This is a genomic window from Silanimonas sp. (genome assembly GCF_027531545.1).
Lineage (GTDB): Bacteria > Pseudomonadota > Gammaproteobacteria > Xanthomonadales > Xanthomonadaceae > Silanimonas.
Map to the genome: position 1 here is coordinate 11,725 of NZ_JAPZSC010000071.1, position 20,167 is coordinate 31,891.

The 20,167-nt window shown below is 63.7% G+C and carries 17 protein-coding genes; all 17 read left to right on the plus strand.

The window, feature by feature from the left end:
- The first annotated feature begins 135 nt into the window (after positions 1 to 135).
- On the plus strand, positions 136 to 2,025 hold the full coding sequence (locus O9280_RS17370) for an SLBB domain-containing protein (protein WP_298345842.1): 1,890 nt from the start codon (positions 136 to 138) through the stop codon (positions 2,023 to 2,025).
- Positions 2,026 to 2,303: 278 nt separating this feature from the next.
- Positions 2,304 to 3,470: a Wzz/FepE/Etk N-terminal domain-containing protein gene (locus O9280_RS17375; RefSeq protein WP_298345845.1), complete on the plus strand. Its 1,167-nt coding sequence runs from the start codon at positions 2,304 to 2,306 to the stop codon at positions 3,468 to 3,470.
- 55 nt (positions 3,471 to 3,525) lie between these two features.
- Positions 3,526 to 4,797: an oligosaccharide flippase family protein gene (locus O9280_RS17380; RefSeq protein ID WP_298345848.1), complete on the plus strand. Its 1,272-nt coding sequence runs from the start codon at positions 3,526 to 3,528 to the stop codon at positions 4,795 to 4,797.
- Positions 4,794 to 6,095, plus strand: coding sequence for a phosphoenolpyruvate mutase (gene aepX / locus O9280_RS17385; protein WP_298345851.1), 1,302 nt, complete (start codon positions 4,794 to 4,796; stop codon positions 6,093 to 6,095). Before O9280_RS17380 ends, aepX begins: the two co-directional genes overlap by 4 nt.
- A complete protein-coding gene (aepY, locus tag O9280_RS17390) occupies positions 6,095 to 7,225 on the plus strand; it encodes a phosphonopyruvate decarboxylase (protein ID WP_298345855.1) in 1,131 nt (376 codons plus the stop codon). The genes aepX and aepY overlap by 1 nt, the downstream gene beginning before the upstream one ends.
- Positions 7,170 to 8,303 (plus strand): phosphonoacetaldehyde reductase, encoded by a 1,134-nt coding sequence (locus O9280_RS17395; protein ID WP_298345858.1) that lies wholly within the window; start codon positions 7,170 to 7,172, stop codon positions 8,301 to 8,303. The genes aepY and O9280_RS17395 overlap by 56 nt, the downstream gene beginning before the upstream one ends.
- A 20-nt stretch (positions 8,304 to 8,323) precedes the next feature.
- A complete protein-coding gene (locus O9280_RS17400) occupies positions 8,324 to 9,520 on the plus strand; it encodes a CDP-glycerol glycerophosphotransferase family protein (RefSeq protein WP_298345861.1) in 1,197 nt (398 codons plus the stop codon).
- Between the two features lie 44 nt (positions 9,521 to 9,564).
- Positions 9,565 to 10,764 carry a hypothetical protein gene (locus O9280_RS17405; protein ID WP_298345864.1) on the plus strand — a complete coding sequence of 400 codons (1,200 nt, stop codon included), beginning with the start codon at positions 9,565 to 9,567 and terminating at the stop codon, positions 10,762 to 10,764.
- On the plus strand, positions 10,761 to 11,636 hold the full coding sequence (locus tag O9280_RS17410; protein WP_298345868.1) for a hypothetical protein: 876 nt from the start codon (positions 10,761 to 10,763) through the stop codon (positions 11,634 to 11,636). Before O9280_RS17405 ends, O9280_RS17410 begins: the two co-directional genes overlap by 4 nt.
- 29 nt (positions 11,637 to 11,665) lie before the next feature.
- Positions 11,666 to 12,409, plus strand: a complete 744-nt coding sequence (locus tag O9280_RS17415) for a glycosyltransferase (RefSeq protein WP_298345871.1) — start codon at positions 11,666 to 11,668, stop codon at positions 12,407 to 12,409.
- Positions 12,410 to 12,763: 354 nt separating this feature from the next.
- Entirely contained in the window at positions 12,764 to 13,903 is a 1,140-nt protein-coding gene (locus tag O9280_RS17420; RefSeq protein ID WP_298345873.1) for an N-acetyl sugar amidotransferase, read from the plus strand.
- Positions 13,900 to 14,520 (plus strand): imidazole glycerol phosphate synthase subunit HisH, encoded by a 621-nt coding sequence (gene hisH / locus O9280_RS17425; RefSeq protein ID WP_298345876.1) that lies wholly within the window; start codon positions 13,900 to 13,902, stop codon positions 14,518 to 14,520. The genes O9280_RS17420 and hisH overlap by 4 nt, the downstream gene beginning before the upstream one ends.
- Before the next feature lie 5 nt (positions 14,521 to 14,525).
- The gene (locus O9280_RS17430) at positions 14,526 to 15,302 is read left to right on the plus strand and encodes an AglZ/HisF2 family acetamidino modification protein (RefSeq protein ID WP_298345880.1); all 777 of its coding nucleotides are present in this window, start codon (positions 14,526 to 14,528) and stop codon (positions 15,300 to 15,302) included.
- A gap of 8 nt (positions 15,303 to 15,310) precedes the next feature.
- Positions 15,311 to 16,345: a polysaccharide biosynthesis protein gene (locus O9280_RS17435; protein ID WP_298345883.1), complete on the plus strand. Its 1,035-nt coding sequence runs from the start codon at positions 15,311 to 15,313 to the stop codon at positions 16,343 to 16,345.
- A gap of 27 nt (positions 16,346 to 16,372) precedes the next feature.
- Positions 16,373 to 17,482, plus strand: a complete 1,110-nt coding sequence (locus O9280_RS17440; RefSeq protein WP_298345886.1) for an NAD-dependent epimerase/dehydratase family protein — start codon at positions 16,373 to 16,375, stop codon at positions 17,480 to 17,482.
- Positions 17,479 to 18,612: a UDP-N-acetylglucosamine 2-epimerase (non-hydrolyzing) gene (gene wecB / locus O9280_RS17445; protein ID WP_298345888.1), complete on the plus strand. Its 1,134-nt coding sequence runs from the start codon at positions 17,479 to 17,481 to the stop codon at positions 18,610 to 18,612. Before O9280_RS17440 ends, wecB begins: the two co-directional genes overlap by 4 nt.
- A gap of 7 nt (positions 18,613 to 18,619) precedes the next feature.
- On the plus strand, positions 18,620 to 19,876 hold the full coding sequence (locus O9280_RS17450) for a glycosyltransferase family 4 protein (RefSeq protein WP_298345890.1): 1,257 nt from the start codon (positions 18,620 to 18,622) through the stop codon (positions 19,874 to 19,876).
- Positions 19,877 to 20,167 lie beyond the last annotated feature (291 nt).

The following is a 20,167-nucleotide window of genomic DNA, read 5'->3' on the forward strand; positions in this document are numbered from 1 at the left end:
ATTCTAGATAGCGCCACCAGGGCACCTGTGACCGTTGGATAGAATCGCGGGCCCGTCCGACCTGCAGCCTCGTCCACCGAAAGGATGACGGGTCGCCCTGCCGCCTGGACCTCATTTCGTCTGCAGCGCTCCACGATGCTCCTTCGTACCTGGCCTACACGAGCGCTCAAGCTGATTGCTGGAGCCCTGATCGGGCTGGGCGCCCTGATGGTGGGCGCCCAGGCGCAGACATCCCTCAACCCCGGCCTGCCGCTGCCGGCCGCCGAGTTTTCCGAGCCGGCGACAGCAGGCAGCGGCCCGGTGCGCCTGCGTGCGCCGGCCGCGGAACGCACGGCCCCGCGCGAGCCGGCCGTGCAGGCCGACCCGGCCGCTGCCGCGCCTTACGTGCCGGGCGAGTTCGAGCGCTACGTGCAGCAGCAGGCCGGCCCCGACGCGACCGTGCGCCGCTTTGGTGCCGAGCTGGTGACGGGCGCCCTGGACGGGCGCGGCGCCGAGCTCAGCCCGCTGGCGCCGGCCGACTACATCATCGGCCCCGGCGACGAGGTGCTGGTCACGCTGTGGGGCTCGGTCGACGCCGACCTGCGCCTGATGGTTGACCGCGGCGGCCGCATCACCATACCGCGGGTGGGCGCGGTGCAGGTGGCGGGCGTGCTGCTGAGCGAGCTGCCCGCGGTGGTGAACCGCCGCGTGGCCAGCGTGTTCCGCAACTTCGAGAGCAGCGTGGCCCTGGGGCAGCTGCGCGGCATCCGGGTCTTCGTATCGGGCTTCGTCGTCAGGCCCGGTGCCTACACCGTGAGCAGCCTTTCCACCGTGCTGACGGCGCTGATGCGGGCGGGCGGCCCATCGGCGGCGGGCAGCTTCCGCGCCATCGAACTGCGGCGCGGCGCGGCGCTGGTGGCACGGTTCGACCTTTACGACCTGTTGCTGAATGGCGACCGATCGGCCGACCGCGTGCTGCAGGCGGGCGACGTGGTGCACGTGGGCCCGGTGGGCACGCAGGTGGGCTTCATCGGCAGCGTCAACAACCCGGCCGTCATCGAGCTGAAGCCCGGCGAGACGGTGGCGGATGCGCTGCGCATGGTGGGCGGCTTCACCGCGGTGGCCGACCGCACGCGGCTGGCGGTGGAGCGGCTGGCGGAGCGCAAGGCCAGCCGGATTGCCCAGCTGGATCTGCCGCGCGACGAGCGGGCCGGGCTTTCGCACGGCGACCTGCTGCGCGCCTTCAGCGCCGTGAGCGCCGCCCTGCCCGTGCAGCGCCAGGCCAAGCGGGTGAGGGTGGAAGGCGAGGTGCTGCGGCCCGGCGACTACGTGCTGCCCGAGAACAGCAGCGTACACGACGCCATTCGCGCCGCCGGTGGCTACACGCCGGGGGCCTACCTGTTTGCCACCGAGTTCTCGCGCCTGAGCGTGCAGCGCACGCAGCAAGAGAACTACGACCGCGCCCTGCGCGACCTGGAAACCGACTTTGCGCGCGCCGCCGGCGCGCAGCGCGTGGCCAGCACCGAAGAGGCGACCACGCAGCAGGCGCGAGCCGCCGGCACGCAGCGGCTGGTGGAACGGCTGCGCACACTGCGGCCCACGGGCCGCATCGTGCTGCAAATCGAGCCTGATGCCGCCGAACTGCCCGACCTGGCGCTCGAAGACGGCGACCGCATCTTCATCCCCGCGCGCCCCACGACGGTGGGCGTGTTCGGCAGCGTCTTCAACGCCGCCAGCTACCTGCACCTGCCCGGGCGCAGCGTGGGCGACTACGTGCAACTGGCCGGCGGCCCCACCAAGGGCGCCGACCGCGGCAGCGTGTTCGTGGTGCGCAGCAATGGCAGCGTGGTGAGCAGCGCGCAGGGCGGCCGCACCTGGTATGGCCGGTCTGAGGGGCTGGACCAATTGCCGGCCAAGCCCGGTGACACCGTCTTCGTGCCGGAGGAAATGGACAAGACCACCTTCCTGCAGGCGGCGAAGGACTGGACGCAGATCGTGTTCCAGTTCGGGCTGGGGGTGGCGGGGATTGTGAGTGCGACGCGATGAACACGAGTCAAGTGCCAGCTAGCTGCGGCGTAGCGAGGGCGTCGAAGACGTTTGTACCGAGCCAGGCAACACCGGTTTCGCGCCCGAGCAGATGAACAAGACCACCTTCATCCAGCGTGTAGGTGACCGGACCCAAGTGTCTTTCCAGTTCGGCCTGGGTATTGCAGGGATCAAGAGGGCAACGCGATGAGCCGCATGACACGTCTTGCGGCCAATACTGCCGAGAACCCGAGCACCCCAGGGGCGTTGAGAATGCTGGCGTGGGGGCTCTAGAAGCGATGAGCGGACGCGAAAACGCTAGCGCCGAGTCCAGCATTGGGATCGAGCCCTCGCCTGTCGACAGCAACTCCTCAATCCTGGATCTGCTGATCCCGGTTTTGCACCACTGGAGGCTGCTCATAGCGGCGCCTTGCATAGCCGCCCTCCTTGGCCTGGGTGTCGCTTGGATGGTGCCGCCTACCTTCACGGGCAGGACGGTCTTCCTGCCCCCTCAGCAGCAGAACCAAGCCTCCGTAGCGCTGGCCGGGCTCGGTGCGCTGGGCGGTCTCGCGGCAGGAGCCGGTGGCGTCAAGACCCCTGCGGATCAACTGGCCGCACTCCTGCAGAGCGTGACACTGTCAGACAGGATCATCGATCGCTTTTCCCTCTTGACCGTCTACGACGTCGACCTGCGCGTCGACGCACGCGAGAAACTGCAGAGCCGGGTCCGCGTCATGGTCGGCAAGAAGGATGGACTGATCGCCGTACAGGTCGACGACCGCTCACCTGAGAGAGCCGCCAACATGGCTAACGCCTACGTCGAGGAACTGCGGCGGCTGACTTCGTCGCTCGCCTTGACCGAAGCGCAACAGCGACGGCAATTCTTTGAAGTCCAGGTCAAGGCGACACGCACCGCGCTGACTAAAGCCCAGCGCGATCTCGAATCGAGCGGCTTCACCGCCGGGACGCTGCGGGCTGAGCCCAAAGCTGCCGCTGAAGCCTACGCCCGTCTGCGGGCCGAGATTGCCAGCGCCGAAGTGCGACTGCAGGCACTGCGAGGCACGCTCAAAGATTCGGCCCCTGAAATGCAACAACTTATCGTAGCGCTGACGGCCATGCGCAGCCAACTGGCTGCGCAGGAGATGCCACTCAAGGCTGCTGGGCCCGACTACATTGGAAAGTTCCGAGAGTTCAAGTACCAGGAAGCCCTATTCGAGACGTTTTCTCGACAATACGAACTTGCGCGCATCGACGAAGGCCGGGAAGGTGGTCTGATCCAAGTGGTTGATGCTGCAACGGCGCCTGAGCGCAAGAGCGCGCCCAAGCGTGCACTAATTGCGGTTCTGTGCGGTATCAGCACCTTTCTGCTGCTCGCACTTGGCGTAATGGTCCGCCACAGTTGGCGAGGGGCGGCAGCCGACCCGGCCATCGCGCGCAAGCTACAGCAGATGCGTGCGGCGATCTGACGTGCAAGCCCAAGGCCCTGGGACGGGCACTCCACAGTTTCCAGCTTCGGACACGGTGAGCCGCTGGCGAAGACTCTTCGCGCACCGGCTCACGCGCAACACTGCGGCGCTCATGTTCATCCAGCTGGTGAACTACGGCGTACCGCTGATCGTGCTCGTGCACCTCACGCGTGTGCTGGGTCTGGAGCGCTACGGCGTTGTGGTGTTCGCCGTAGGGATCGTGCAGTTCTCCGCTGTTCTGGTGGACTCCGGCTTCACCCTGGCTGCCACTGCCCGGATTGCCCACCACCGGGACCGGCCTACCGTTGTGAACGCCATCGTCAGCGGCATCATGGGCGTGAAGACAGCCATGTACTTTCTGGTCGCGACCATCGTGCTTGCGTTCGCGCTAGGCACCACCCGTTATAGCGAACACACCACCCTCCTGCTACTGACCCTCGTACCGCTCTTCGGTCTGACGTTCCAACCCATTTGGCTTTTCCATGGTCTGGAACGCATGGAGTTCATGAGCGTAGTGATGCTGATCACCCGTGTTTGCTACGCCCTTGGCATCCTGTTGCTGGTCGACGCCCCGGCAGACTATCTCTGGGTGCCGACCATCGACGGTCTGGCCCAGTTGCTTGCGCTGACGATGTACCTGGTCCTGATGCACCGGCTGGGCTTCCGCCTGCAGGTGCCACGAGCCCGGAACATCCGTTATGCCGTCAAATTAGCCAGCGGCTTCTTCGCCTCCCGTCTGGCCGTGACGGCTTACCAGAGCAGCGCGCCGTTGGTGCTGGGCGCACTGGCAACACCCGCGGCGACTGCGCTCTACGCGCTGGCCGAACAGTTCTACAAGGCTATGCAGCAACTCTTCGTGCCCTTGGTGCAGGCCCTCTACCCTTACATGGCCCGGGAACGTGACCTGCGCTTGCTCATCAAGGCCAACATGCTCAGCATCATTGCAGTGGTGCTTGCCGCCGCCGCGGTCTACGCCTCGGCACCCTGGATCATTGGGCGAATCTTCGGATCCCCATGGTTGGATGCTCTGCCAATCCTGCACGTCTTCCTCGTTGCCATCGTCGTGCATGTCATGGCCGTGATGTCCGGCTATCCGCTGTCGGTCGCCCTGGGCCGCATGGATGTCGCCAATACCTCCGTCATCTACGGCGCCATCGTGTTCGCGATTGGATTGGCTGGGCTGGTGCTGATGGATCGACTGGGCGCCGTCAGCCTCGCCCTCCTAATGATCGTCGCGGAGGCCTATGTCTTCGTCCACCGCGCGCTGGCCCTCTGGCCGGTTGCATACCTTCAACTGAAGCAGCGTCCCAAGGAACTCACCGTATGACACCAATCGTTTACGTTGGCATGAGCGCCGATCTCGTTCACCCCGGTCACCTGAACATCCTGCAAAAGGCCCGCGAGCTGGGCGATGTGGTCGTGGGCCTGCTGACCGACGAGGCCATCGCGAGCTACAAGCGCGTGCCACACATGACCTTTGAGCAGCGGCGCGTGGTTATCGAGAATATCAAGGGCGTGACACGGGTCGTGCCGCAGACTACGCTCGACTACGTGGCCAACCTCGAAGCCCTGAAACCCCGGTACGTGGTGCATGGCGACGACTGGAAGGAAGGCGTGCAGAAACAAACTCGGCAGCGCGTAATCGACGCGCTCGCCCAATGGGGCGGCGAACTGGTGGAAGTACCCTACACGGCCGGCATTTCGTCGACGCAACTGCATGGTGCCCTGCGTGAGGTTGGTACCACGCCCGAGGTTCGACTGAAGTCGCTGCGGCGCATGCTGCAAGTCAAACCCCTGCTGCGCTTTCTCGACATCCACAACGCACTGTCCGCTCTGATCATCGAGAACACCTGGGTGTCGACGCCGAACGGTCGGCGCGAGTTCGACGGCATGTGGGGCAGCAGCCTCACCGACTCCACGGCCAAGGGCAAGCCAGACATAGAGGCCGTGGATGTGACGGCGCGAGTGACCACCCTCAATGAAGTCCTTGAAGTCACGACTAAACCAGTGATCTACGACGGCGACACCGGCGGTCAGCCGGAACACTTCGTTTTCACCGTGCGGACCTTAGAACGTCTTGGCGTCTCGGCAATCATCATTGAGGACAAGACCGGGTTGAAGAAGAACTCACTGTTCGGCACTGACGTGCCGCAGACGCAGGACTCCATCGAGAACTTCTGTCACAAGATCCGCACCGGAAAGCGGGCTCAGCAGACCCAGGAGTTCATGATCATCGCCCGCATCGAGAGCCTGATTCTGGACCAAGGTGTAGACGATGCGATGACACGCGCCGCCGCCTACCTGGAGGCAGGTGCCGACGGCATCATGATTCACAGTCGCCGCAAGGAGCCGGACGAAGTCTTTGAGTTCTGCCGCCGCTACAACGCCCTACCCAACCGCAAGCCGCTAGTTGCCGTGCCCTCCAGCTATAACAAGGTCACCGAAGACGAGTTGCAGGCTCACGGTGTGAACGTGGTCATCTACGCCAACCACCTGCTGCGCAGCGCCTACCCGGCCATGGTGAACACGGCCCGCTCCATCCTAACGAACCGGCGCTCTGCGGAGTCGGATGCCCAGTTGCTGCCGATCAAGGACATCCTTGAGCTGATTCCCGGGACCAAGTAATGATCCCTCCAGAGAAACTCTATAGGTTACTGCAGAGCCGCGGTATCGGCCTGTTTGCTGGCGTGCCGGATTCGTTGCTGGCCAACTTCTGCGCCTACGTGGACGACAACGGGGAAGACGGCTCGCACGTCATCACTGCCAATGAGGGTAATGCCGTGGCGCTGGCGGCCGGCTACCACATGGCCACTGGCAAGTTCTGCGCTGTGTACATGCAGAACTCGGGGCTGGGCAACGCCATTAACCCGCTTACCTCCCTGGCGGACCCGGAGGTCTACCGCCTGCCGATGCTGCTGATCATCGGCTGGCGGGGCGAACCCGGGGTGAAGGACGAGCCCCAGCACGTGAAACAAGGTCGTGTGACGCTGGGACAGCTCGAGCTTCTGGGCGTGCCTTGTCGCGTGCTCGAGGCTGGTTCGGACGCCGAGGCCGTTGTCGACGAGCTTTTCGCCGACATGGCGCGCACCAACGCCCCGGTGGCGCTGGTGGTGCGCAAGGACACCTTCGCGAAGTACAAGAGCCTGCGCAAGGCCGAAAGCCTGTCCGACATGACACGTGAGCAAGCACTCGACACACTGCTGGCGCTGACAGGATCGGACGACCTGATCATCTCGACCACGGGCAAGACGTCGCGAGAGGTCTTCGAACTGCGGGTGCGCCGCGGCGAGGCGCAGCGCGACTTCCTGACCGTGGGTGGCATGGGACATACATCGTCGATCGCGCTCGGTGTGGCTCTAGGTCAACCCAAGCGGCGTGTCGTTTGCCTCGACGGTGACGGCTCGCTACTTATGCACCTGGGCGCCATGCCAGTCATCGGCAGCCTCAAGCCGGCCCGGCTTATACACGTGCTGCTCAATAACGCCGCCCATGAGTCCGTCGGCGGGCAGCCTACAGCTGCGGGATCGATCGACTTTGCGGCCATCGCCCTCGGCAGCGGCTACGCCGCCCACCGAGTGGCTGGGGATCCCGCCTCTTTGCGGGCAGCCTGGCGAGAGTTAGTAGACCACCAGGGGCCGGTGCTCCTGGAGGTGCGCATCAAGGCCGGGTCACGCGACGACCTGGGGCGGCCAACCAGCAGTGCAGAGGAAAACAAGCGCGCATTCATGGGGGCAGCCCTTGGAACTGCGAGCTGACTGGCACTTCTGCAACCCCGTTCGCATCGTTGCCGGCCCCCTAGGGGCCCTTGCAGCCGAGGTACCGCTTGCCAGGCTTCTGTTGGTAACCAGCGCGGGCTTCGTACGAAGGGGCTTGGTCGAACGCATCGAGGCGATCCTGCCGGGCAGGATCGTTTCGGTATTCGACCAGGTGCAACCCAACCCCGACGTGCTCGATCTCGACGCCGCAACGGCCCAGCTCCGGCGGCTGCACGTCGAGGCGGTCCTGGCCATGGGCGGTGGCAGCGTCATCGATGCTGCAAAGCTCCTTAGCATCAGCCTACGATCACCACATGCGCGGCCCATGGCCGAAGCCATCGCTTCGCAGCAATTGGCGTCTGGCAACGGCTCCAGGATTCCGGTGTTTGCGGTCCCGACCACATCAGGCACCGGCGCTGAAGTCACGCCCTTCGCCACGCTGTGGGATCGCACTCACAAGAAGAAGCATTCGATCGCCGGTGCGCATGTGCTGCCTAGCCTGGCCTTCCTGGCGCCTGAGCTCACGCTCAGCCTGCCCCCCAAAGAGACTCTGTACACGGCGCTGGACGCTTGCTCGCATTCCTTAGAGTCGCTGTGGAACCGCCATCGCACCCCGGTGAGCGCCGCGTTCGCCCACGAGTCGCTGAGCCTGATGGTCAAGGCGCTGCCTATCGTGCTGCAGCAGCCTGATGATCTTCGCCACCGCGCCCTGGTACAACAGGCCAGCGTGATGGCCGGCTTGGCCATCAGCCAGACTCGGACCGCGGTGGCCCATGCTATCTCCTACCCACTGACGAGCCACCATGACGTTCCCCATGGTCTGGCCTGCAGCTTCACGCTGCCGACACTGCTGGAAACTAATCTTGACATGCTGGTGGCCGCTGGTAGCGAACGCAATCTCCTGAAACGTGTTCTCGAGATGCTCAAATCGCTCAGGATTCAGGATCACATCTCAAGCCGCATCGGTGCACACGCGTTGATGCAGCTGATCGGCGAGATGCACGCTCCCGGTCGCAGCGAAAACTACAACGGGGTGCCAATCGACATTCCCGCGTTGCTTGAGCGCGCACTGCGCTGATCCGCGCTTGACCTCTGCCCATGCGTCGCCTCCTTCGAGTCAGCCTGCGTCTGCTGGGCATCGTCCCGCTATGGATCGTCTGGCTTGTAATCAGCTGCGTTCCACGCCGTCGGGAGCTTTGGCTTTTCGGCGCGTGGAACGGACGCAAGTTCATTGACAACCCGAAATACATCTACCGCGAGGCGCTGACGCGCCACCCCGAGATCCAAGCGATGTGGGTCGCTAAGGACCAGAGACTGTTCGAGGACATGCGACGCAGGGGCCTGCCAGTGGTGCTGGCGCGCAGCCCGCGCGGGGTCTGGGCGCAACTGCGGGCTGGCGCCGTCATCTTCACGCACTCGGCAGAGTGGGACTTCGATGCCCTCTGGCTCGGATGGCCTGTGCGCCGCATCCAGACTTGGCATGGCATGCCCATCAAGCGCATTGGCTATGACAACGACAAAGACTGGCAGCCTCAGCTGCGAGCCCGGATCACCACCTTGCTGTGGCCCTACCGGAACGATCGCGCACACCTGATACTGGCAGCGGCAGACGTGGATGCGGTGACCTACCGGCGCGCCTTCAACGTCGAACCTCAAGACGTCGTGCTGACCGGGTATCCGCGCAATGATCTGCTCGCGGCGTCGAGAAGTCTGACTTCAAGGCGAGACCGCCTGCGCGTCATCTACATGCCGACCTTGCGCGGTACGCCAGGTTCGGCTTTCCCCCTGCTCAGCGAAGGCGGCTTCGATTTTCAGACCGTCGATCTCGAACTCGCCCGGCTCGGCATCGACCTTTTCATCAAGGCCCATCCCGTCCAGCGATTCTGTGAGGCCGATGAGGGGCACTTCGCAGCTGCGCGGCACATATACCGTCACACTGGCGAGTCCGACATCTACGAAGAGTTGGGCGACTTCGACGCGCTCATCACCGACTATTCAGGAATCTATTTCGACTTTCTGCTGACCGAGCGCCCCATCATCATGGCACCGTTCGACCTCAACCAGTACCTGTCGAGCGATCGCGGCCTCTATTTCCAATACGATGACATCTGCCCCGATAGCCCGTGCGTCGATTGGAAGACGGTGCTGCAGCGTCTTGCTAGCTTGCGCGAGAAGATCGGCAAGCCGCCGCATGAACGTTACCGCGCCCTTCTCAACAGATTTCACCGCTACACGGACGACGGCTCCTCCGCGCGCGCCATTTCCGCCATCAAGCTGAGGGTAGGCCTCCAGTGAGTACTGGTCGCATCCTTCGGCGGCCCGGCACAGGACACGCTGTCATGCTCAACAGCGGTCAACGTCGGATCCGGGCGCTTGCCAGCCTGCTTATGGGCATCTTCGTGGTCGCCACCTTGTGTGCGCCCACGGCTCCCGCTAACAAGTTGGTGTTCGTCGGCCTGATGGCCTTGACCTTGGCCGCAGGTCTCGCACGGCCCACGCAACTGCGTGTGCCAACGATCGCGCCCTTGGTGGTGATTGCCGCATTCGTCTACGGCTTCGGGCTGTCGCTGGTCAACTGGGTCGATGATGAGTTGAGCCAGCAGTTCGCTTTGGCTTCGACCGTGCTGGTCCTGATCTACCCGGTGATTTGGTTCCGCATAGATTTCGATCAAATCGTTAAGATCGGCGGTATAGCCATTTGCGGCCTGACCGCACTGAGTTTCGTCTTCATCGTCTTCTTGACAGACTCCGCGGTTTCTGCAGTCTTTCTCGATCTGTTCGTCGAGTACAGCCTTGGGGCCATCGGGGAGCGTGACTTCCTGGATGATCCGGTCGCTATGTTCTCTCTAGGCAGCACGCCGTTTCTGTTCTGCGCGTTCTGTGTCTTTTGCAGAGACTTCATGCGGCTGCATAGATTCAGGGATCTCTTGATGGTCTTTATCATTATATTGACCGTGCTGCTCAGCACTTCACGGGGTACCCTCATTGTTTGCATCGCCGCCTTCGTCTTTCTGCTCCTGTGTGAATTGAACGGGCAGGCGCGATGGATTCTTGCTCTCTTGTTTGGCGCTATTACTCTTGTGTTGGGCATCTATCTCTCGTCGCAAACAGATTTTTTCAGCCTTGGCGAGACCTCCAATGCGATCAAAGTCGGTCATGCAACGTCATTTTTCGACAACCTCACGCTAACACGCTCGATCATCGGTCAAGGGCTGGGCGCCTACTACTTCTCCGGCGGCCGCGACGAATTCGTCGCACACACAGAGATCACTCTGTTCGACATGTTCCGCTACTTGGGCGTCCCGGTGACCGCCGTGGTCTTCGCGGCCCTCTGGGTTCCCCAACACAGCTGGGCACGGACCCCTGTGCATTCTGCTCGCTACGCGGTGCTGTTTGGGCTGTACTTGCTGCTCTCCCTCACGAACCCGGTTCTCTTCAATTCCTACGGCTTGCTGGTCGTTGTCTGGTACTGGTGGCACGTTCTTCGAACCGACACCCACCACGAACCACAGCGCGGGCTCGCAGGTGAACGTGCATGAAGATCATCGCAGTTATCGTTGCCTTTCATCCCAACCTAGAGCAGCTGCGAATCCTGTGTGACCAACTGCTGGGGATCAGCCACCACGTCCTCGTGGTTGATAACACGCCGCAACCGCAGGAACTAGGGCTGGGCGAACGAATCCAGCACCTGCCTTTGCTAAGCAACACAGGCATTGCTCACGCCCAGAACGTCGGTGCGCAGCGCGCCTTGCAGATGCAAGCAGATGTCGTTGCATTCTTTGATCAGGACAGTTGCCCCGAGGAAGCGACTCTTGTGGCCATGGACGCAGCCATAAGCACCACGGATTTCGACATTCTTGCGCCTACTTGCGTCGATTCACTGAACCGCGAAGTGCTGCCCGCCTACCGACTCTCAGTGCTGGGCATTCCGCACCCAATCTACGCAGACGGTCCGTCTGTCGCGGTACCTGTAGACCTAGTGATCTCATCGGGCAATTTCGTCCGAAGTCGTGTCTTCCAGCGCGGCGTCTGGATGGACCGTACATTGTTCATCGATTACGTCGACTTCGAGTGGTGCTTCCGTTGCCGGCGCCACGGCTTCAGCGTGGGTCTGGTCTCTGCAGCACGCATGAGCCATCGAATTGGTGAGAAGACACTTCAATACGCCGGCGTCCGGACTTCGCTGCACGGACCTGCGCGGAGTTACTACAAGCTCCGTAACCCGCTACTGCTCCTGCGGCGCCGGGAGGTTCCCGTTCTCTATGCATTGAGGGAACTCACCGCGGCGGTCCTGCAGGCGCTCGTCGTGCTTCGACAGCACGAGCATCGCAAGCTCTACCTTTCTGCCTTCCTGTCTGGTGTGCGCGACGGCCTGCTAAATAGGAGCGGCCCCAAACCTGCTAACGGATAGACACGGGCGATCCCGTTCAGAACGCATTCATGCCAGCCTCCGTTTGTCTTGCGACCTACAACGGCCTCCGCTACCTGGAGCCACAAGTTCAATCGATCCTTGAGCAGTTGGGGGCAACAGACGAGTTGCTCGTGGTCGATGACTGCTCGAGTGACGGTACGGTGCAGTGGCTTCTGGCCCTGCAGGACCCTCGCATCACCGTGCATGTCAACGAGGTGAACTGCGGCCCGAACCAGACCTTTGCGAAGGCGATGTACCTGGCACGACACGAATTTCTCTTCCTAGCTGACCAGGACGACATCTGGGCGCCAGGCAGGTTTCGCGCCATGCTGGGCGCGCTTGCTGAAGGCGACGCCCTGTTGGTGTCGGCCAACCAGACACACATCGACTCTGCCGGTCACCCCCTTCCACACACGCCTCCGGCCCTCCTCGCCGAGGACTCCGGGCGAGCGCTGCGGAACCTGTGGGGCATCTGCACAGGGCAGCGCCCGTACTTCGGTTGCGCGATGGCTCTGAAGCGCCAACTCTGCGGCTTGGTGCTGCCGATCCCGGCTTACGTCGAGTCTCACGATCTCTGGATTGCGATGGGTGCGAACCTCTGTAGGCGAAACTTGCACCTAGAACGTGTTTCTCTGCTGCGCCGTATCCATGGCAACAATGCCAGCCTAGGCCGACGGCCGCTTTGGAAGAAGGTGGTCTCGCGCTGGATTCATCTCAGAAGCCTTGGCACTCTGCTGCTACGGATGCCTGCGTTCTTGGCCGCCCGTCGCTGACGCGCGCGTGGCCATCCTCGTGAGATAGCGTTAGCAAGTCCGAAGGGCTATGCCGGCACCGGTGGCCAACCCGTTCCAAGCGGCCGCCGCGCTGGGCAATCCGCTACGGGCTACGCGCTGCGCGGCTTTCCTATGATTCCATCCACAACGACAACCGGAAAACGAACGACACCGAACACCGTAGACTTATCTGCAAGCCGCCTCGATCTAGACGGGCCTCCACCCCTGGCCAATGTTCAGTCGGCACGGGTGGTCAAATTTCGGTCGGCGCACATACCTAGCGCCTCTACAGGCTGCTGAGCGGCAGGTGAAGCGCCGCCGATAATCAGACACGATCCTCAACGAGAACACACGATGGGTCACCGCCTCTACCAGATCTGCAACCGCTGCATCATGGACACGTCCGACTCGGGCATCGTGTTCGACACGCGCGGTTGGTGCGACTACTGCAACAACTACGACACCAACATCCTGCCGCACTGGCACACCGACGTGCGCGGCGAGCGCGAGATTCGCGCCATCGTCGAGAAGATCAAGCGCGAGCGGGCTGGCGAGGAACACGACTGCCTGATCGGCCTGAGCGGCGGCGTGGACAGTTCCTACGTCACCTACCTGGCCAAGGAGAAGTTCGGGCTGCGCCCGCTGCTCTACCACGTCGATGCCGGCTGGAACTCCCAGCAGGCCGTCAACAACATCGAGAAGCTCGTCGACGGTCTTGGCCTTGACCTCTACACCGAGGTGGTCGACTGGCCCGAGATGAGGGATCTGCAGCTTGCGTTCTTCAAGGCGCAGGTACCGCACCTGGATACGCCGCAGGACCATGCGTTCTTCGCGGGGCTGTACAACTTCGCGGCCAAGAACGGGGTGAAGTACATCCAGACGGGCGCCAACTACTCAACTGAGTGCGTGCGCGAGCCGCTGGAGTGGCATTACCACGCCAGCGACCTTCGGCAGCTGCGCGACATCCACCGCCGTTTCGGCACGCGGCCCCTGAAGAGCTTCCCGCTGGCCGACGTGCTGAAGTTCAAGGTCTACTACCGCTTCTTCAAGGGCGTGCAGGTCGTCAAGCCGCTGAACTACGTGCCGTACATCAAGGAGCAGGCCATGCAGGAACTGGTGGACCGCTTCGGGTGGCAGCGCTACGCGCACAAGCACTACGAGAGCCGCTTCACCCGCTTCTACGAGGGCTACTGGTTGCCCACCAAGTTTGGCTACGACAAGCGTCGCGCGCACTTCTCCAGCCTCATCCTCACCGGCCAGATGACGCGCGAGGAGGCGCTGGCAAAGATAGCCAAGCCCGCGTACGACGAGGAGACGCTGGCGCAGGACTTCGAGTACATCGCCACAAAACTTGGCCTTACCGTGGCTGAACTGCGAGCCCTTCACGGAGGGCCGAACAAGACCTACCGCGATTACGCCAACCAGATGGGCTTGATGGAACTGGGCACCAAGGTGTTGCGCGCCTTCGGTGCGCAGCGGGCGATCATTCGATGATCACGATCGTCGACTACGGGCTGGGGAACATCCAGGCCTTCGTCACGGTCTACAAGCGCCTGAACGTCGAGGTGCGCGTGGCGCGCGACGAGCAGGCGCTGCGTGGCGCCACCCGCATCGTCCTTCCCGGAGTTGGCGCTTTCGACCACGCCATGGATCTTCTGCAGGCCTCGGGTATGCGCGAGGCGCTGGACGAAATGGTGCTGCGTGATGGGGTGCCGGTGCTTGGCATCTGCGTAGGCATGCAGATCCTGGCGGAAGGCAGCGACGAGGGCCGCCTGCCGGGACTGGGCTGGATCAGCGGCCGCGTGCGCGCGTTGGCCTCACGGCCCGAGGTGGCTGGCTTGCCGCTGCCCCACATGGGTTGGAACGACGTCGATCCGGTGCCTGGCGAACCGCTGTTTGCCGGCATGGAGCGTGATGCCCGCTTCTACTTCCTGCACTCCTTCTACTTCGACTGTGCCGAGCCTGCACAGCACACCGCGGCGCGCGCACGCTACGGCATCGACTTCAGCTGCGCCGTCCGCCGTGGGCACATCGCGGGCGTGCAGTTCCACCCCGAAAAGAGCCACCACTGGGGTACCGGCCTGCTGAAGAACTTCGCCCTCGGGGCCTGACATCCATGCTGCGACCCCGCCTCATCCCCAGCCTGCTCGTGCACCAAGGTGGCTTGGTCAAGACCGTCGGCTTCAAGGAGCCGAAGTACGTCGGCGACCCGATCAATGCCGTCAAGATCTTCAACGAGAAGGAGTGCGACGAACTGGCCGTGTTCGACATCGATGCCAGCGCCGAGAGCCGCGAGCCCGACTTCAAGCTGATCGCCGACCTTGCGGCGGAGTCGCGCATGCCGCTGGCCTATGGCGGTGGCGTGCGCACGGCAGCGCAGGCCAAGCGCATCGTCGGCCTCGGCGTGGAGAAGGTCTGTGTCAGCTCGGCGGCCGTGGAGCAGCCCTTGCTGGTCACGCAGATGGCTGAGGAAGTGGGCAGCCAAAGCGTGGTCGTCGTTCTCGACCACCGGAAGCGGATGTTCGGGCGTGACCGAGACGTCTGCACGCACAACGGCAAGCGCAACACCAAGCGCTCGCTGGTCGAGACCGCGGTCGAAATGCAAGAACGCGGAGCGGGCGAGATCATCGTCAACTCGATCGACGACGACGGTCGGATGGAGGGCTACGACCTGACTCTCGCCGCCGAACTGCGCTCGCGACTGCGCGTTCCACTGACCGTGCTGGGCGGTGCCGGCTCGCTGGCCGACATTGAGAGCCTGGTGCGTGCCTGCGGCGGCATCGTCGGCGCCGCCGCCGGCAGCCTGTTCGTGTTCAAGGGCGCCTACCGCGCCGTGCTGATCAACTACCCAAGCCCCGCGCAGCGCGACCAGATTGCGCGCGCCGCAGGCTGAGAATCCCCATGTTCACCGACCGTACCCTACTGATCACCGGCGGCACCGGCAGCTTCGGCAACGCCGTGCTGCGGCGCTTCCTGAACTCCGACCTGCGCGAGATTCGCATCTTCAGCCGCGACGAGAAGAAGCAGGACGACATGCGGCGCCTCTACCGAAGCGCCAAGCTGAAGTTCTACCTCGGTGATGTTCGCGACCAGCGGAGCGTGGCCGATGCCATGCGGGGCACGGACTTCGTGTTCCACGCCGCCGCTCTCAAGCAAGTGCCTTCCTGCGAGTTCCACCCCATGCAGGCTGTCCGCACCAACATCCTCGGCACCGAGAACGTGCTCACGGCTGCCATCGCTGCTGGTGTGCGACGGGTGGTATGCCTGTCCACGGACAAGGCGGTGTACCCGATCAACGCGATGGGCATCTCAAAGGCGATGATGGAGAAGGTCATGGTCGCCCTGTCACGCAACCTGGAAGGCTCGGGCACGGTCATCTGCGGCACGCGATACGGCAACGTGATGGCCTCGCGCGGCTCGGTGATCCCGCTGTTCGTCGAGCAGCTTCGGTCAGGCGTGCCGCTGACGCTGACCGATCCGACGATGACGCGCTTCATGATGACGCTGGACGATGCGGTCGAACTCGTCATCTACGCGTTCCAGCATGGCGCCAACGGAGACATCTTCGTGCAGAAGGCCCCGGCGTCCACTGTTCAGACCCTGGCACAGGCACTGCGCGAGTTGCTCGGCCGCCCGGAACACGAGATTCGCGTGATTGGCACTCGCCACGGCGAGAAGCTCTACGAGACGCTGCTCAGCCGCGAGGAAATGTCCACGGCCGAGGACCTCGAAGGCTATTTTCGCGTGCCGCCCGATGGGCGCGACCTGAACTACGACAAGTTCGTCGATCAGGGCGAGACTCGCATCAGCCGCAGCGAGGACTACAACTCCCACAACACGCAGCGCCTGAGCGTCGATGAGACCAAGGCGCTGCTGCTGAAACTGGATTTCATCCGCCGCGTCGTGCGCGGCGAGGCGGCGACAGCCGAGGACTGATCAACCTGCCGCAGGAAGCGAGAAACGATGCGCATCGTCATTACGGGCGGAGCCGGATTCATCGGCCTGAACCTGCGTCGACGGCTTGAGGAAGCGGGTCACCGCGAAATCGTGGTGCTCACGCGGGACACCCAGCCCGACGCCCTGGATGCGGCTCTGGCTGGAGCCGACTTCGTCTACCACCTCGCTGGCGTCAACCGGCCACCGTCTCCGGAAGCGTTCGACGGCGTCAACCGGGGGCTCACCGAACACATTGCACAACGGCTCCAGGCCAGTGGCCGCAAAGTGCCTGTCGTCTTCGCGTCGTCTACCCAGGCGGCCCTGGACAACCCCTACGGCCGCAGCAAGCGCGCTGCGGAACAGGCGCTGCTGCGCTATGCCGAGGCCACCGGCGCCTGCGTGTCGCTCTTCCGCCTGACCAACGTGTTTGGCAAGTGGGCGCGCCCGCACTACAACTCGGCGGTCGCGACCTTCTGCCACCAAGTGGCACGTGGAGAGCCGCCCAGCGTGCACGACCCGGCTTCTCCGCTGGCCCTGGTTTACGTCGATGACGTCGTCAGCGCTTTCCTCGCGCGGCTCGGGGTCGAGGATGCCGGCGGCTTCATCGAGGCTGAGCCCACGCATCACACCACCGTTGGTGAAGTGGCTGATGTTCTGCGCTCGTTCGCCGCGAGCAGGCAGACCCTGGTGACTCCTCCGGTGGGTACAGGGCTCGTGCGCGCCCTGTACGCAACCTACCTGACGCACCTCCGTCCGGAGCAGTTTGCTTACCAGGTCGCGCGCCACGCGGACGCGAGAGGTGTGTTCGTCGAGATGCTCAAGACGCCGGACTGCGGGCAGTTCAGCTATTTCACTGCCCATCCCGGTGTCACCCGCGGTGAGCATTACCACCACACCAAGACCGAGAAGTTCCTCGTCATCCAGGGCACGGCGCGTTTCGGGTTTCGCCATGTCGAGACCGCGCAGACGCACGAGATCGTCACCCACGGCGGAGACGGTCTGATCGTCGAGACCATCCCGGGCTGGACGCACGACATCCGCAACGAAGGCACAGACATGCTCATCGTGATGTTGTGGGCCAACGAGATCTTCGACCGCGCGCGCCCAGACACGGTCGCCATGAAGGTTCAGCCATGAAGCGGCTGAAGGTTCTCACCGTGGTCGGCACTCGGCCAGAGATCATCAGGTTGTCGCGGGTTCTGGCGCGCCTGGACGAGCATTGCGAGCATGTGCTCGTGCACACCGGGCAGAACTACGACTACGAGTTGAACCAGGTCTTCTTCGATGACCTGGGCGTTCGCAAGCCCGACCACTTCCTGGGCAGCGCTGGCGCGACGGCGGCCGAGACGATCGGAAACGTCATCATCGCCGTCGACCGAGTTCTGGCTACCGAGACGCCAGACGCGCTGCTGGTGCTCGGCGACACCAACAGCTGCCTGGCCGTGATCCCGGCAAAGCGGCGCAAGGTGCCCATCTTCCACATGGAAGCCGGCAACCGCTGCTTCGACCAGCGCGTGCCCGAGGAGACCAACCGCCGCATCGTCGATCACACGGCCGACATCAACCTCACCTACAGCGACATCGCGCGCGAGTACCTGTTGCGCGAGGGACTGCCGCCCGACATGGTCATCAAGACCGGCAGCCCCATGGCCGAGGTGCTTGCGCACTACCGGCCACAGATCGACCGCTCGGACGTTCTGTCGCGCCTGCAGTTGCGCGCTGGTGACTACTTCGTCGTCAGCGCGCACCGGGAAGAGAACATCGACCCTCTGGCAAGCTTCGCACGTCTCGTCGCCGTGCTCGACTCGGTCGCTGCCGAGCATGGCCTGCCTGTCATCGTGTCGACGCACCCGCGTACCCGCAAGCGCATCGAGGCCAGTGGCGCGACCTTCCACCCAAACGTGCAGCTCGTCAAGCCACTCGGCTTTCACGACTACGTGCACCTGCAGATGCACGCAAGGGCCGTCCTCTCCGACAGCGGCACGATCTCCGAAGAAGCATCGATCCTGAACTTTCCGGCCCTCAACCTTCGCGAGGCTCACGAGCGGCCTGAAGGCATGGAAGAGGGAGCGGTCGTGATGTCGGGGCTCAACGTCGAGCGGGTTCGTCAGGGGCTGGCGCTGCTCGCCGGCCAACCTCGCGGAGCATCCCGCAGCTTGCGACAGGTGGCCGACTACTCGATGCCCAACGTCGCCGACAAGGTCGTCCGCATCATCCACAGCTACACCGACTACGTGCGGCGCGTCGTTTGGCGCGAGTACGGCTGAGCCGAGAGTGCGCCTGCTGGTCGTCAGCCAGTACTTCTGGCCCGAGTCCTTCAGGGTGAACGAGTTGGTCGAGCACCTCGTGCGGCGCGGCCACGAAGTCACGGTGCTGACAGGCCGCCCCAATTACCCCGATGGCGAGGTGTTCGCCGACTACCGCGCCGATCCGGCCCACTTTGCGCGGTACGCTGGCGCAGAGGTGCTGCGCCTGCCGCTGCGCCCGCGCGGCCAGGGCCGGCTCGGACTGCTGCTGAATTACTGGAGCTTCGTGTTCTGGGGCTGCGTCCTGGGACCTTGGCTGCTTCGCGGCCGCCGCTTCGACGCCATCTTCTGCTTCGAGACATCGCCGATCACGTCAGCCATTCCGGCCATCCTCCTGCGCCGGCTCAAGCGCGCCCCGCTTGCGCTATGGGTGCTGGATCTTTGGCCTGACACGCTTTCGGCGGTGGGCATCGTTCGCTCACAACGAATGTTGAACCTGACTGGCGCGCTGGTGAAGTTCATCTACGCGCACTGCGACCTCATCCTGGCGCAGTCACGCGGGTTCTTCGAGGGGATAGAGCGCTGGTCGGAGGCCCCGGAGAAGACGCGCTACTTCCCGCAGTGGGTAGAAGCGGTGTTCGAGCAAGGGCCTGCAGCACCTGCGCCAGAGATGGCCCCATTTGACGGGCGATTCAAGGTGATGTTTGCCGGAAACATCGGAGATGCACAGGACTTCCCGGCGATTCTTGGTGCAGCGGCTCTGCTCCGCCATCGCGCCGACATCTGCTGGTTGATTGTTGGCGACGGCCGGGCCGCGCCGTCGGTACGCGCCGAGATCGACCGATCGGGCCTCGACGCTTCGGTCTTCATGCTGGGCCGGCACCCTCTGGACCGCATGCCCGCATTCTTTGCGGGAGCGGACGCGTTGCTGGTGTCGCTGCGTCCGGAGCCCATTTTCGCGATGACCGTTCCCGGCAAACTGCAAAGCTACCTCGTGGCTGGGCGTCCGGTGCTGGCGATGCTGGACGGCGAAGGCGCGGCGATCGTGCGCGATTCCGCGGCTGGTCTGGCGTGCGCGGCAGGCGACAGCTCAGCACTCGCCAGACTGGTGGAGCGACTGGCCGCCATGCCGCAATCGGAGCGCGAGGCACTGGCCGCTAGCGGGCGCAGCTATGCCGCGAAGCACTTTGATCGAGACCAGCTTCTTGCTCAACTTGAGCGATGGCTCACGGAAGCCGTGGCATCGACCCGGGGTGCCCTTGGTCGGGGTGGGCTACGCAACTGACGATGCCAACAAGCTGATTCGTTGATGTCCCAGGAAGAGGTGTAAGTTCAAACACTGCGTAGCGGCTTGCCGCATGGTGGGGTTCCTGACCCGATCCTTGGTGTCTGTAAGGTTGGTGGCAGGTGCCTGCGGCCGTGTGTGCGGCATGCTGCGACCTGATCAGCAAGATGACTCAGCCTACCGAGTAGCTGGCTCTCCCAGTGAGCCACACGACTGCGAGCATGTGGCCGCCAAACAGGAGGTCGGCCATGGCGCAGAACAGGGTTCAGTACCAGAAGGGGCTGTCGATGC